The organism is Flavobacterium sp. MK4S-17, assembly GCF_009848495.1.
Lineage (GTDB): Bacteria > Bacteroidota > Bacteroidia > Flavobacteriales > Flavobacteriaceae > Flavobacterium.
This window is the reverse complement of the sequence record NZ_WWEP01000005.1, coordinates 50,011-65,333: the sequence shown is the minus strand read 5'-3', so window position 1 is coordinate 65,333 and position 15,323 is coordinate 50,011. Positions and strand designations below refer to the sequence as shown.

The 15,323-nt window shown below is 38.4% G+C and carries 9 protein-coding genes; 3 read left to right on the top strand and 6 right to left on the bottom strand.

The window, feature by feature from the left end; all coding sequences use genetic code 11:
• Nucleotides 1–176: 176 nt before the first annotated feature.
• From GSF09_RS02585 to GSF09_RS02560, 6 genes are all read right to left on the bottom strand, one after another.
• Nucleotides 177–458: a hypothetical protein gene (locus GSF09_RS02585; RefSeq protein ID WP_159799370.1), complete on the bottom strand. Its 282-nt coding sequence runs from the start codon at nt 456–458 to the stop codon at nt 177–179.
• Between the two features lie 108 nt (nt 459–566).
• Nucleotides 567–1,148, bottom strand: a complete 582-nt coding sequence (locus tag GSF09_RS02580; protein ID WP_159799369.1) for a chemotaxis protein CheB — start codon at nt 1,146–1,148, stop codon at nt 567–569.
• Complete coding sequence (locus GSF09_RS02575) at nt 1,130–1,939, bottom strand: protein-glutamate O-methyltransferase CheR (protein WP_159799368.1); 810 nt, start codon at nt 1,937–1,939, stop codon at nt 1,130–1,132. The genes GSF09_RS02580 and GSF09_RS02575 overlap by 19 nt, the downstream gene beginning before the upstream one ends.
• A 6-nt stretch (nt 1,940–1,945) precedes the next feature.
• On the bottom strand, nt 1,946–2,308 hold the full coding sequence (locus GSF09_RS02570; RefSeq protein ID WP_370515968.1) for a response regulator: 363 nt from the start codon (nt 2,306–2,308) through the stop codon (nt 1,946–1,948).
• Between the two features lie 18 nt (nt 2,309–2,326).
• Nucleotides 2,327–5,896, bottom strand: a complete 3,570-nt coding sequence (locus GSF09_RS02565) for a response regulator (RefSeq protein ID WP_159799367.1) — start codon at nt 5,894–5,896, stop codon at nt 2,327–2,329.
• Nucleotides 5,897–5,919: 23 nt separating this feature from the next.
• On the bottom strand, nt 5,920–7,482 hold the full coding sequence (locus tag GSF09_RS02560) for a response regulator (protein WP_159799366.1): 1,563 nt from the start codon (nt 7,480–7,482) through the stop codon (nt 5,920–5,922).
• A 336-nt stretch (nt 7,483–7,818) separates the two neighbouring features.
• On the opposite strand from GSF09_RS02560, the gene GSF09_RS02555 reads away from it, so the two are divergent.
• The 3 genes from GSF09_RS02555 (at nt 7,819) to GSF09_RS02545 (ending at nt 15,317) form a co-directional block, all read left to right on the top strand.
• Complete coding sequence (locus GSF09_RS02555) at nt 7,819–10,503, top strand: triple tyrosine motif-containing protein (protein ID WP_159799365.1); 2,685 nt, start codon at nt 7,819–7,821, stop codon at nt 10,501–10,503.
• 245 nt (nt 10,504–10,748) lie between these two features.
• On the top strand, nt 10,749–13,808 hold the full coding sequence (locus GSF09_RS02550) for a TonB-dependent receptor (protein ID WP_159799364.1): 3,060 nt from the start codon (nt 10,749–10,751) through the stop codon (nt 13,806–13,808).
• 3 nt (nt 13,809–13,811) lie between these two features.
• Entirely contained in the window at nt 13,812–15,317 is a 1,506-nt protein-coding gene (locus tag GSF09_RS02545; protein ID WP_159799363.1) for a RagB/SusD family nutrient uptake outer membrane protein, read from the top strand.
• Nucleotides 15,318–15,323: the final 6 nt, after the last annotated feature.

The following is a 15,323-nucleotide window of genomic DNA, read 5'->3' as shown; positions in this document are numbered from 1 at the left end:
CCCTGCATCGCCTTCAATGCGGGTGCAAAAGTAGAACCTTTTACCGCTTTTCCAAATTTATTTATGGTTTTTTTTTGTTAAAAAAATCATTGTTTAAAGTAAAACATTGAAAATGTATATTTTAGGTATATTAATTTTTTAAAGATAGATTTAAATTAATTTAATACAACTTGGTATTATTCTACTTTGCTATATTCTTCAATACATTTTTTTGCATACAGCTTTACTATAGTAAGCACTTTTTTTCTTGCTTCAATATCTTTTTCCAGTGCATGATGTTGTAAAAAAGCATCTGCCGTATTTTCAAATTTCTTCTGCAGCTCCTCAATAAAGGCTTCTAGCTGGGCTCCGCGCACAGATATATGCCTGTTACTGTCAAATTTTGTTTGAAACTCTTTTTGTAAAATACTGCATGCTGATTCAAGTTCTTTTTCAAGTTTCTTATAATCAAAACTCATTTTATTCCTCCCATATTTAAGATTATGAAACAAAATAAATTAAGAAAGCCGCAACTGATGTTATAAAATTTAACCTATATTTAGTAAAATTTTTCGTATAAGTGTGCACTAACTATTTATCACACATATAAACCTGAATAAGTTTTCGACATCAAGAATATAATTTACGGGAACATTTATAATAGCATTGTGTGGCATAAATTCCATCTCAGCAGTTTCAGGTTTCTGCACAACTGTAATTCCACCTGCATTTTTTATGGCTTTAAGCCCGGCGGTACCATCAGAATTAGCTCCTGATAGTAAAACACCCACAAGATGCTGGCCATAAACATCTGCAGCCGACTCAAAAGAAACATCTATGCTTGGCCTGCTGTAATTCACTTTTTCTGACCTGTCCAGAGATAAGGTGCTGTTATTTTCAAATAAAAGGTGATAATCTGAAGGGGCTATATAGATGCAGCCGGGCTCAAGTATGGTTTTATCTTCTACCTCTTTTACAGGAAGTATAGATTTCATTGCAAATAAATCTTCCAACATTGTATCTTCTGTACTTTGCCTGTGCATTATAATTACAATAGCGAATGAAGCAGAATTAATTTTGGGTATTATTTTTAGCAGCACCTCCAGGCTACCTGCCGAACCTCCAATTATTACTACTTTACAACCGGAAACTATTTTACCTTTTTCCATATTTTTTCCCTCCCCATTTGCTCAAACTTATTTTGCACTGAAGAAAATTTTATGGTTTCTTTTGTGCCAAGAGCCAAATAACCCAGGCCGGCAAGGCTGTCGTCAAAAAGTTCCAGCGCCTTTTCCTGTAAATCCTTATCAAAATATATTAAAACGTTTCGGCACAAAATAAGGTCAAACTCATTAAAAGACCTGTCGGAAACAAGATTGTGCTGGGAAAAAACCATTTTTTCAGATAGTTCCTCTGCAAATTTTGCCACATCATAATTTGCAGTATAATATTGGGAAAAATCTTTTGTGCCGCCAGATGCAATATAGTTTTCAGAATATTGCTTCATCATCCTCATGGGGAAAACTCCCTTTTTAGCCATATTGAGTACAACCGGATTTAAATCGGTAGCATATATTAATGACTTGTGCAGCAGGTTAGCTTCTTTTAAAAGTATAGCCATAGAATACACTTCCTCCCCGGTTGAGCACCCGGCATGCCATACCCTTATAAAAGGTTTGGTAGCTAAAACAGGCAGTACTTCGGCACGTAAATATTTATAGAACAAAGGATCGCGGAACATCTCGGTTACATTTACCGTTATTTCCTCAACCATACGGTTAAAATACTGCGAATCGGTTTTTACCTTATAAAGGAAATCACTGAAATGCTTAAACCCATCAAGATTGTACAGCCTGTCTACCCGCCTTTTAAAAGATGCACGGGCATAACCGCTAAAATCGTATCCGTAATATTCAAATACATCATTAATCAACAACTCCAGCTCTCTGTCATTAATCATAAACCATTATAGTGTATTTAATAAATGTAAAAGTTTGTCCACATCAACCGGTTTAGATATATAACCATCTGCCCCCGCTTCAATGCATTTATCCCTGTCGCCCACCATGGCCTGCGCCGTTACCGATATTACAGGAGTAAACCTGCGGTGCGGTATTTTTTTTATGAGTGGTATTGCCTCATACCCATCCATATCCGGCATCATCATATCTATAAGTATAAAATCTACAGGCTCATCCCCTTTTAAAAGCCCTAATGCCTCATCAGCACTTGAACAGGAAATACAGTTATAGGATTTTGCCCGCAGTGTTGCGCTTAATGCAAATATATTACGTGCATCATCATCTATTATCAGTACTTTATTTTTCATTATATTTTTTACCTGTGATTATTGTTTATCATAAAGCCAAACCCTAAGCAGTGAAAGCAACTGGTCAACATCCACAGGTTTTGTAATGTAATCAGATGCCCCTGCGTTAATACATTTTTCCCTGTCGCCTGTCATTGCTTTCGCTGTAACGGCAATAATAGGCAGTTTTTTTAGCTTATTATTTTCACGTATGCGTGCCGCTGTTTCATAGCCATCCATATTAGGCATCATCATATCAAGCAAAACAATATCCACCTGCGGGTTTTCTTCCAGCACCTTTAATGCTTCTTTACCATCAATGGCAGTAAGCACATTCATTTTTAAAATTTCAAGGGCTTTTGTAAGCGAATAAATATTCCTAACATCATCATCAACCACCAAAACAGTTTTATTGTTGAGTATATTGTTAAGGATATTAAATTTCTTTTCCTTTTTGCCTTCCTCTTTATTCTGCTCTACCAAATGCAGGAACAGCGAAACCTCATCCAGCATCCTTTGGTAGGAATGCGCTGTTTTAACTACAATTGAATCTGCATACTTTTTAATTTTCAACTCTTCTTTCATTGACAGGCTTTTACCTGTAAACACTATTACGGGAAGATTTTCAAGCCCCGGATTCCCTTTTACATTTTCAAGAATATCATATGCCTGTTTGTCAGGTATACCCATATCAAGTATAACACAATCCACATTGGTACGTTTAAGCGCATCAACACCCTGGGCAACTTCACTTTTAATTTCAGAATTTATATTGTTTGTTTCCAGGAAAAATGCCAGTGCTTTTGCATGCTGAGGGTTATCTTCAATAATAAGCACTTTTTGGGAGTCCCTGTTTACAATATGTTCAATCCTTTTAAATACTTCAGGAATCTGTTCATAAGCAACAGGCTTGTCTAAAAAGTTAACCGCACCTTTAAGCAGGCTTTCCTGTTTTAACTTGTGCGACGACATAATATGTACAGGAATGTGCTTTGTAAGCGCATTAGCCTTTAATTCTTCCATAACTTCCCACCCGCTTTTAACAGGCAGTTCTATATCCAGAAGTACACCTATAGGCCTGTATGCCATTGCAAGGTTAAGGGCATGGTCACCCCGTACCGACACTACCCCTTTATAGCCCCGCTTGTGTGTAAAGTCAAGAAGTGTTTTGGCAAAGTTAGTATCATCTTCCACAATCAATATTACTTTATCGCCATCTGATATAGCCTCCCTGTCATCAGGGATATCTTCAGGAATAACTGGGCTTATATACTTCCTGCCGGGCTTTTCTTCTGCTTGTGCAACAGGCACAACCGAATCTGCATTAAGTTGTGGCTTTTCTTTACTTATACTAACCTGTGCCATAGGGCTGCCAAGTACAGGTATAGTTAATGTAAATTCACTTCCTTTATTAATTTCACTTTGAAGTGTAATTTCCCCTCCAAGCAGTTTCGCCAGTTCCCTGCTTATAGACAGCCCAAGCCCTGTGCCACCGTACTTGCGCTTGGTAGAACCGTCAGCCTGCTGGAATGCTTCAAAAACCAAAGGCTGCTTTTCACGCGGAATACCTATGCCGGTATCCTTAACTGAAAAGGAAACCAGTTTACTATTTTGGCTGTTCTTCTTAATTTCAAGTGTTACAGCTCCCTGCGAAGTGAATTTAATTGCATTGGAAATTAAATTCTTAAGTATCTGTTCCAGCCTCATCCTGTCGGTTTTAACTACAAGAGGTGCTTCATCTGCAACTATATTAAATTCAATCCCTTTTTCTTTAGCTACTTCCTTAAACAGGTTAGAAAGACTGCCTGTAATTTCCCTGACGGAAATATCCATAAACTCAACCTCCATTTTGCCCGCTTCAATTTTAGACAGGTCAAGTATCTCATCTATGAGGCCTAACAAACCGTTGCCTGAACTTTGAATTACCTTGGCAAATTCCACCTGCTCGTCAGACATATTTTTTTCATTATTTTCTGCAAGCAGCCTGCTGAGAAGCAAAATTGAATTAAGCGGAGTCCTTAATTCGTGCGACATATTAGCTAAAAACTCTGATTTGTAGCGTGTACTCATCTCAAGGTCTTCAGATTTTTTCTGGATTTCCAGGTTACGCTCTTCCAGCAGTGTACTCCTTTCCGCAAGCTCTTCATTGGTTTGCTGCAATTCCTCCTGCTGTACTCTTAATTCTTCTTCTGATGCCTGCAGTTTGGATGTCTGTGCTTCCAGTTCCGCATTCATGCTTTCCAGCTCTGTATGCTGAATCCTTAACTCTTCTGACTGTGCCTGTGTTTCCTCCAGTAATTCCTGTACACGCTTCCTGTTTTGTGCAGCTTTTATAGCAATAGCTATATTATCTGATACCGCATCTAAAAACTCTATATCTTTTTGTGTAAACTCTCCTATAATAGCCAGTTCTACAACCCCCACCAGCTTATCATCGCTTAGCGGAAGGGCAACAACATGCCGTGGCCTGGCCTCACCTAAAGCATAAGAAACTGTTATATCCGCTTCTTCAATGGCTTTTAATTCCATTATTTTATCTGATGCCGCAGCCTGACCGGTCAACCCCTCGCCTATTGCTATTCTTTCCCGCCTGCTGTCAGCCACATAGCTGTAGCCCGCTGCAGAGTAAAGCACATCCCCTTCCAGCAGGTATAACACGCCCGCATTACTTCCCGTAAACTCTGCCAGGTATTGTACAATATCCCTGGTAAGTGTTTCAATGCTTTTTTCCCCTATCATTACCTTATTTAGGTCGGCAATGCCAGCCTGAAGCCATTCTTTTTCCGAAAGCGAGGTAAAAGATTTATTTAGTGCCCTGGCCATATTGTTTAATGAGCCTGCCACACTGCCAAGTGCATCGCTTTCACTGTCATTTACCCTTATTTCATAATCGCCCTGCGCTATTTGCGACGCTATGGCACTTATAACTTTAATCCTTTCAGCTGTTTCCTCATCTTTCCTTTCAAGTTCCTTATGCAGTTTTGTACGCTCATTATAATCCTTTAATATCCTCATGAAAAAGAAAAGGCTCATTAACAAAGCTATAATAGCTGCCACTACAATAAATATGGAGCTGAATGTGCCATACCTGTCCGATGCCTCCATTCGCTCCTTAAGCAGTTTTTGCTCCTCTGTTTCCATTCTTTTAATAATGCTGCGTATGCGCTGCATTATTTCCCTGCCTTCGTCAAGGTCATCTACCTGTATTACCTTGCCCTTTCTTTTTTCGTTTATCTTAGTATCCAGATATTCATAAAAGTGGTTTTTTAAAGGCTCAAGTTCATTAAGGCTGTTTTGCTGTGCCGCATTATCTGTAGTAAAATTACGCAGGTTATCCAGGAATAAATCAGTACGGCTTTCAGAGTCTTTATACCGTTCCAGTATATCCTCCCTGCCGGTAATTAAAAAACCACGCATACCGGTTTGTGCATCAACCATAACCGATGTAGCCTCATTAAGGTTATAAATTACTTCCTGTGTGTGGTTTACCAGCCCGTTACTTTTTAAAAGGCTGCTGATACTTAAAAAAGAAGCTGCCGAACTGATTATTAAAATAAGCATGGAAATTCCAAAGCTTATCATTAAATTCTTTTTAAACTGACCGTTCATGTTTAATTATTGGTTATTATTATTTATGCCAGCGGCAATATAATTATAAAGCTTGCGCCTTCGCCCAAACTGCTTTTTGCGGTTATAAGGCCATTGTGTTTTTCTATTATTTTTTTGGCTATTGCCAGCCCTATCCCAGTGCCCTCATAAGCTTTCCTGTCATTAAGGCTTTGAAATATAATGAAAATCTTATTAAGATATTTTTCTTCAAAGCCAATACCGTTATCCTTTACTGTTATCCTGCAAAACTTACCGTTGCTATCCTGCGGGCTTTCAAAATCCTTTTCGGCAATTTTTTCTGAATATATCTCAATAGCGGGCGCAATATCCTTTTTAGAAAATTTAAGGGAATTACCCACAAGATTTTGAAAAACCTGCCTCAACTGGCTGCCAATACCATTAATAACCGGAAGGTCCTTTACACTGATTTGTGCCTTTTTCTGGTCAATAAGGTAATCAAAGTCAACCAGTACTTCATCAACAACTGTATTAAGGTTAGTAGGTGCATGCTCAACATCTGAAGAAAGGCGCGAATATTCCAGCAAATCGGCTATCAGCCTTTGCATTCTTTCGGCAGAGTTAATGGTGCGGTTCACATAATCAACAGCCTTATCTTCATCTTTAAGGTATTTCTCTTTTATTATTTTAATAAAAAGCTCTATCTTCCTTATAGGTTCCTTTAAATCGTGCGAAACCACCCACGAAAATTGCTGCAGCTCATGGTTGCTAAGCTCCAGTTCCTCATTTTTTGCAGTTAACTCCTGTGTGCGCTCTGCCACCTTGCTTTCCAGCAGTTCGTGTGCTGCCTTCTGTTCGTGAATATCTGTAAATGTGCCAACCCATTTAGAAATTTCGCCATTATGTTTTACCGGGACTATTTTAAGCATAAAGTAATGAAACGTTCCGGTACTTACATTTTTAATCCGTAGTTCGCAGGTAAACTCCCTGCCATCATTAAAGTGCGAATCCCACCTTTTAAATACCTTGAAATCATCCGGGTATATTTCAGGAAAAGTTTCATGGCTGTGGGAATAATTATACCAATGCTCATTTACATATTCAATATTGCCTTCAGTATTTATAGTAAATGCTATTTGCGGTAATGATTGCAGCACCTGCTTTAACTCCTGCATTTGGCGCGCAAGGCTTTCTTCTGCCTCCTTCCTTATTTCAACTTCTTTGGAGAGCACATCCCTCATTGCCTTTAGTTCGGTTTTTTGCTCCGAAAGCTTAAGGAATGTTTTTACTTTTAAAATAAGCAGGTCAGGGTCTACAGGTTTGGTTATATAATCAACCCCTCCCGTTTCATAACCTTTTGAAATAAATTTCTTTTGCTTGTTTACAGCCGAAAGGAATATTACCGGAATATCTTTTGTCCTGTTGCTACCGGCCAGTATTTCGGCTACTTCAAAGCCGTCCATACCCGGCATCTGGACATCAAGGATTATAAGGGAGTAGTTTTGTTTAAGTATTTTTTTTAAAGCTTCTTCACCTGAGTCGGCAGAATCTGCCTGCAATCCATGCATCTCAAGTGTTTTTTTAAGTGCTACAATGTTAGGTTTAATATCATCAACAATTAATATCATAAAGAGCAGCTTTTTTGACGTAAACCTTTTTTGTCTTAAATTAAATATCACATGGTTAAACATCCAAAAATAGAAAAAACAGATGAGATGGAATTTTGTTTAGTTTATATATAGCCAACTTATAACAAATTGTGCAGAATATTATAAATTAGGATTTTGTTGCTGTAACATAAATAAACACATATTGTATATTCGTATCCTGATAAATTTTATAGCGCTTTGAACAGAAAATTGATTTCACTGTTTTTATTTATAAACTGCTTTTGTATTTCGCAGGAACTACCCCCTATCCTTAAATTCAACACAGGGACTTACAGTGCGGGCAACCAAAACTGGATGATAACACAAGATGCATTGCAGTACCTTTATTTTGCAAACAATGAGGGTTTGCTGGAATATAATGGCACAGCGTGGACATTATACCCTTCGCCTAATGAAACAATTATAAGGTCGGTAAAAGTTATAGGCGAACGTATATATACCGGCTGCTATATGGAGTTTGGCTATTGGGAACGTGATATAAACGGGGTTTTAAAATATTACTCCATCAGCAGTAAAATAAAGGATAAAATACTTGATGATGAACAGTTTTGGAATATTGCAGAGTATGACCAGTGGATTATATTTCAGTCATTAAGCCAGATATTTGTTTACAATACAAAAACGGAAAAGTTCAATATACTTAAACCTGAAACAGGCGTAAACAAGGTATTTATAGCAGGCAGTTCTATTTTATACCAAACCTTTGGCACAGGTCTTTTTGAGATTGAAAATGGTAAAAGTAAAATTGTAAACAACAGCCCTTTACTGGTAGAAAATAAAATTGTGAATATTTATAAAAAAGGCGAAAGCCTTTTAATACAAACACAGTTTAACGGGTTGCTTGAATTAAATGACAACACTGTAACCAAATGGCCAACAGAAGCCGATAGCGAGTTAAAATTGAGCAGTATATACAGCAGTTGCCTGTTAAATGATGGCAGCATGGCATTGGGTACGGTTTCTAACGGGGTATTTATTTTATCGGCTGAGGGAAAAATACGTTATCATATTACCCAGAATAAGGGGTTAAGCAATAACACGGCTTTATCTTTATTTGAAGACCATGATAAAAATTTATGGATTGGCCTTGACAATGGTATAAACTGTATAAACCTGCAATCAGCTATAAGGAGTTTTGTGGATGATACGGGTTATTTAGGTACCGTTTATACCTCCATGTTACACAATAATATACTGTATGTAGGAACGAACCAGGGATTGTTATATAAAACCTATAACTCTAATGAAGAATTTAAATTTGTATCGGGTACTAAAGGGCAGGTTTGGTCGCTGTATGAATATGATGGTACTATTTTTTGCGGGCACGATTCAGGTACATATATAATTAATGGCAGCAGCGCAACACATATATTTTCAGCTTCAGGAACCTGGAAATTTGAAAGGCACCCAACTGAACCAAATCTGCTCATACAGGGCAATTATTATGGATTATCTGTATTGGAAAAAAAGAATGGAAACTGGAAATTCCGCAATAAAATAAAAGGTTTTGACTATTCCAGCCGCTATTTTGAAATTGCAGATGATAATACTATCTACATAAGCCACGAATATAAAGGTATATTCAGGGTAAAGCCTGATACAGGTTTCCGTAAAGCGCTGGAATGGGCTGCTTATAATAGCCCGGCCAAAGGTAAAAATGCCAGCCTTGGCAAATTTAACGGTACAATTTATTATGCTTCTAAAGATGGCTTTTTCAAACTTGACAGTAAAACCAAACTATTTACAAAAGAGGAAGAATTATCAAAAGCATTTGTAAAGGATGAATATACATCGGGAAAACTTACTACAGATAAATCAGGTAGGTTATGGTTTTTTACAAAAAACTATATAAATTATTTTTCATCGGGAAAACTTAATCCTGAATTAAAACATAATATTATTCCCATACCCTCATCATTAACCAACTCCATGCTTGGGTATGAAAATATAACCCAGATTACTGCCAACACTTATTTAATAGGCACTACAGACGGCTATTATATAATGGACAACAGTGAATTGAATTTTAATGATTACAATATAACAGTAACCGGTGTTGCTACAAACCAATTAAACCAAAATACTATTCTACAGCCGCTATCAGGCAGCAGCAGTTTTAAATACCGGGAAAATAACTTAACGTTTTCTTATACAGTCCCGGAATACAACAAATATGTAAATGCAGAATTTCAGTATCTGTTAAAGGGCATGCAGGACGAATGGAGCGAATGGAGCAGTAAGCCTTTTATCAACTTTAAAAATTTACCGCCGGGCGATTACACTTTTAAAGTTCGCGCTAAAATAGGTGATTCTTTATCCTTAAATACAGTACAATATACCTTTACTATACTCAAGCCGTGGTATGCTACTAACACAGCTGTAATAATATATTTTATACTGGCTCTTATAGCTGCTTACTTTATAAACAGGGCTTACAAGCAGCATTATAAAAAACAGGAAGAAAAATTAATTGAGGAAAACAATAGGCTGCTGGAAATAAAAGAGCTGGAAAATGAGCAGGAACTGATGAAGATTAAAAATGAAAAACTGCAGCAGGAATTTGAAAATAAAAATAGGGAACTGGCAGTTTCTACAATGAATCTTATAAAGAAGAATGAATTACTTTCCATGATTAAGGACGACTTGAAAAAGAATAATGAAAATACTGACAGGAGCATAAAATCAGTTATTACAACCATTAATAAAAATATTAATGAGGATGATACTTGGGATATGTTTAAAGAAGCATTTAATAATGCTGATAAAGATTTCCTCAAAAAAGTTAAAAATGCACACCCTTCCTTAACTCCAAATGATTTAAGATTGTGTGCCTACTTACGGCTTAATTTATCTTCAAAAGAAATTGCTCCCCTGCTGAATATTTCAGTCCGCAGTGTAGAAATAAAACGATATCGTTTGCGCAAAAAAATGGATTTACCGCATGAAAGCGGCCTTGTTGAATACATTTTATCCATATAAAATCACCTCATCAAAAAGGTAATTCACCTCAACATCACCTCAACATTCACTGTATTTACAAGGTTTTCGTAAATATTTTAACACCCTTGTTATTTCTCTTAAATAACTGTTAACACTGGCTGTTGAACAAAAGTAAACTGAATTGGCTTAAAAAAATAAGGAATGTATATTTTTTGTAAAGGCTATTTTTATTTAATGTAAAAAAAGACCTCTTAATTTTAGATTATCACAAAAAACAATTTTATATGAAGTCAAAACTATTCTTAATTACCTTCATCTTTCTTTCAGCCTTTTGCTTCGCGCAGGAAGTTGAAATTACAGGTATGGTAAATGAAGCAGCCACCGGCTTGCCTATGCCGGGTGTAAATGTGGCTGTAAAAAATTCTTCGTTAGGCACAGTTACCGATATAGATGGTAATTTTTCCATTTCGGTACCTTCAGGCTCAACACTGGTATTTAGTTTTATCGGGTTTAACAATCAGGAACGTACAGTAACGGCTAACGAAAACATTACAATTTCATTACAGGAAAATGCACAAACGCTGGATGAAGTTGTAGTTATAGGCTACGGTACACAACGCAGGAGAGAAGTAACGGGTGCGGTAAGTGTAGTAAATAGTGAAACTTTACAAAATTTAAGGCCTGTAAAAGTAGAGCAGGCTTTACAGGGAACAGTATCAGGTGTAAATGTAACCACACAATCAGGCTCGCCGGGTGCGGGGCTTGATATAAGGATAAGGGGTATAGCCACAAACGGAGACAGCAGCCCGTTAGTTATTATTGATGGTTATATTGGCAGTTTAAGCGACCTTAACTTTAATGATGTGGAAAGTATAACTGTACTTAAAGATGCACAGGCAGCAATATATGGTACAAGGGCAGGTAACGGTGTTATCCTTGTTACCACCAAACAGGGAAAAAGAAATACAAAAACATCTTTTGCCTATAATACTTATATGGGTTTCCAGGAAACCACAAGAAAGCTTCCCCTGCTAAATGCTACAGAGTATGCCCTGTTGCTTAATGAAAGTTACGCAAATGGCGGGCAGGCCATTCCTTTTCCGGATGTTAGCGGCTTGGGTAAGGGAACTGACTGGCAGGATGAAGTATTTGAAAAAGGTGCACCTATAACCAACCATGACTTTACAATTTCTGGTGGTGGTGAAAAAATCAGCTATATTATAAGTGGCTCTCACCTGGAGCAGGACGGTATAGTTGGCAGCAACAAGTCCGATTTTCAACGTAGTACCGCGCGTATAGGGCTTAATGCCGATTTATACAGCAACCTTAAAATGAATACCAACTTTATTTATACTTCTACCAACAGGAGGACTATAAGCGAAAACGCATTGGGCTCGGTATTATTTAATGCTATCAGTACGCCGGCAATATACAGTCCTTATGATGATAATGGCGATTTTACTGTATTACCAACCGGTAGTGCCTCTATGCCGGGCAGCAACCTGGGTAATGAAATTATAAACCCGCTGGCACAAATAGCCAATACTTATAACGGATTTAACTTCAGGAAATTAAACGGTACTTTCGGGTTGGATTATGAGCCTATTGCAGGACTAACGGTTACAGGCCGTATAGGTGTAAACACATCTAATTATAACTCAAAAGTGTTTAATAAACAGATTTCATACGGCGGTAAGGTGTTTGATACACAGAGAAGCAGCGTTACCGAAAGTGCCACCAATGATAATGAATACACATTTGATGGTTTTATTACTTATAAAAAATCGCTTAATGAAGCGCATAATTTTACAGCAACCATAGGTACAACAGCCTACAGGACTTGGGGACAAAATGTTACTGCCACGGGTTTTGATGTACCTAATAACTCATGGGATTTTGCAGATATATCACTGGCTAACGGCATTAGTGAGGCTAAACCGGTAAGCAGTTACGATTATGATGAAAGAAGATTGTCCTACTTTGCCCGGATACAATACGATTATAAGGGTAAATACCTGCTTTCCGGTATGCTGAGGCGTGATTCCTCTACAAGGTTTGGCCCTGCAAACAGGGTAGCCTATTTCCCTTCAGTAACGGGAGGCTGGGTAGTTTCGGACGAAGCTTTCTTTGGCCAGTCAAAAGCGGTTAGCTTTGCCAAGTTAAGGGCCAGTTACGGTGTGCTGGGTAATGACCTTATAGGTTCTTATTTATATCTGGGACAGCTAAATGGCGAAGCTACATATGTGCTGGATAACCAGTTAGTAAACGGTGTAGCAATAGGAACTTTGCCAAACAAGGATGTAAGGTGGGAAGAAGCCCGCAAATTTGATGTTGGTGTTGATTTAAGGATTTTAAACGACAAAGTAGAGCTTAATGCTGATTACTTTATTGATACACGTGCCGACCTTTTAATACCAAATATTCCAATATCCGGTATTATAGGAACTTATGGGCCGGGCGGCCAGAACCCTACTATAAATGCAGGTACTGTGGTTAATAAAGGTCTTGAACTGGCATTAAGCTATAATGACAGGATAGGTGAAGATTTTAATTTCAGGGCCTCTTACAATGTAACTTTCCTTCATAATGAGGTTACAGAGGTTAACAATGGTACAGGTTTTTATGCCGGTGGTGCTTTTGGCGTTGGGCAACTGCAGCCTACAAGGATGCAGGAAGGACACCCGATGGGTTACTTTTATGGTTATAAAACAGCAGGCATTTTCCAGAATATGGATGAAGTTAACGCACATCCTTCACAAACTGAAGTGGGCGCAGCAGCACAGCCGGGAGATTTAAGGTTTGTTGACGTTAATGGCGATGGTGAAATAACGCCGGATGACCGTACTGAAATTGGTGATCCTATACCTAATGCAACTATGGGTATAAACCTTCAGTTTGATTATAAAGGCTTTGATTTTGTTGCTTATGGGTTTGCCTCTATAGGAAATGACATGGTTCGCAATTATGAGAGGACGTTAAACGACGTAAACCGTATGAACTATACATTAGGCAGATGGCATGGCGAAGGTACCAGCAACAGCATACCGAGGGTAACTACAGGTGCTACTGCAAACAATGTATTTTCTGATTACTTTGTGGAAGACGCTTCCTACTTCAGGATACAAAACGTTCAATTAGGTTATACCTTTAATCCTGATTTTACTAAAAAAGCGTATATAACCCAATTAAGGCTTTATGTAGGCGTTAATAACCTTTACACTTTCACTAAATATAAAGGTTATGACCCTGGGGCCTCGAGCGGTGCTCCGCTTTCTTCGGGCATTGACTATGGCTTTTACCCTGTCCCAAGGACTTACATGCTTGGTTTAAACTTAAATTTCTAAAAAATGAAAAGAAAAATAATTACAGCTATACTGGCTTTCGGCATCATTACAACAGGGCTTGTTTCCTGTGGCGATGACTATGTACCGCAAGAGCCGCCTTATTCTATAGGATCTGACAACTATTTCAATTCAGAAGAGGAATACCATAAGGCACTTATTGGTGCTTATGACATACTGCAATCTACTTATGTAAATGTGATACTGGGTGAAATTGCTTCAGACAATACTGTTTCCGGTGGCGAAAGGGCTACCGATGTTATCGGCTGGCAGCAGGTTGATGAAATGACCCATACACCGGTAAATGAGGAAATAAGAAAAATTTGGAACTGGATGTTTGCAGGGGTTAACCGTGCCAGCTACATCCTGGAGTTTAAAGATAAGACAGATTTTGAAGGCAAGGCACAGATTATTGCCGAAGCACGCTTTCTACGCGCTTATTACCATTTTGAACTTGTTAAATGGTTTGGCGGGATACCTTTAAAAGGCGATGCGCGCTTTCAGCTTGGCGATGAACTTGTAATACCGCGTTCTACCCCGGAGGAAGTTTATGAGTCTATAGAAAATGACCTTTTATTGGCCATTGAAGACCTTTCGCCGAGTGCCCCACAAACAGGAAGGGCTACAAAAGGGGCTGCACAGGCACTTTTAGGTAAAGTGTACCTGTACCAGGAGAAGTTTAACCTTGCAGGGCCAATGCTGGAAAATGTAATTAACAGTCCGCTTTATGCACTTACTAAAAACTCTAATACTGACCCGGCTACAAAATATAGCAATCTATTTGAGGAAATCGGGGAAAACGGCCCTGAATCAGTTTTTGAAATACAATATACTGATGTTGAAGGTGCAGGGTTTGAGTGTTTGCAATGCAGCGAAGGTAATGTTGCAGTAGGTTTCAGCGGCCCAAGAAGTTATGATGGCCCTCTGTTCAGTTCAGGTTTCAGCTTTAACCTCCCTACAGAAGAGGCTGCTGAGATATACCAGCCAGGCGACCAAAGAAGGGCTGTAACCATACTGGATATGCAAGAATGGGGCGCACAAACCAGTGCTACCTACGACCCTTATTATAAAGATACCGGTTATTTTAACCGTAAATACATTCCAAGAAAGCGCAGTTCTGGGGCGCAAGGCGACCTTAACCTTACCAACCCCAACAATTACAGGGCAATAAGGCTGGCTGATGTTATGCTTATGGCTGCTGAGGCCTATAGCTACAGCGATGCCTCAAAGGCTAGGCTTTACCTTAATATGGTTATTGAAAGGGCTTATGGCAATACAAGCCATAACATAACTGTTGAAAGCGGGCCTGAACTTACCAATATAATTTTGGAGGAGCGCAGGAAAGAGCTTTTAGGTGAAGGGCATCGTTTTTTCGATTTGGTAAGGACTGGGCAGGCAGCTGCTAAAATACCCGGGTTTACCGCCAATAAAAATGAATTGTTCCCTATACCGATAGAAGAAATACAATTCTCTAACAATAACTGGAAGCAAAATCCTAATTACATCAATTAAAAAAAA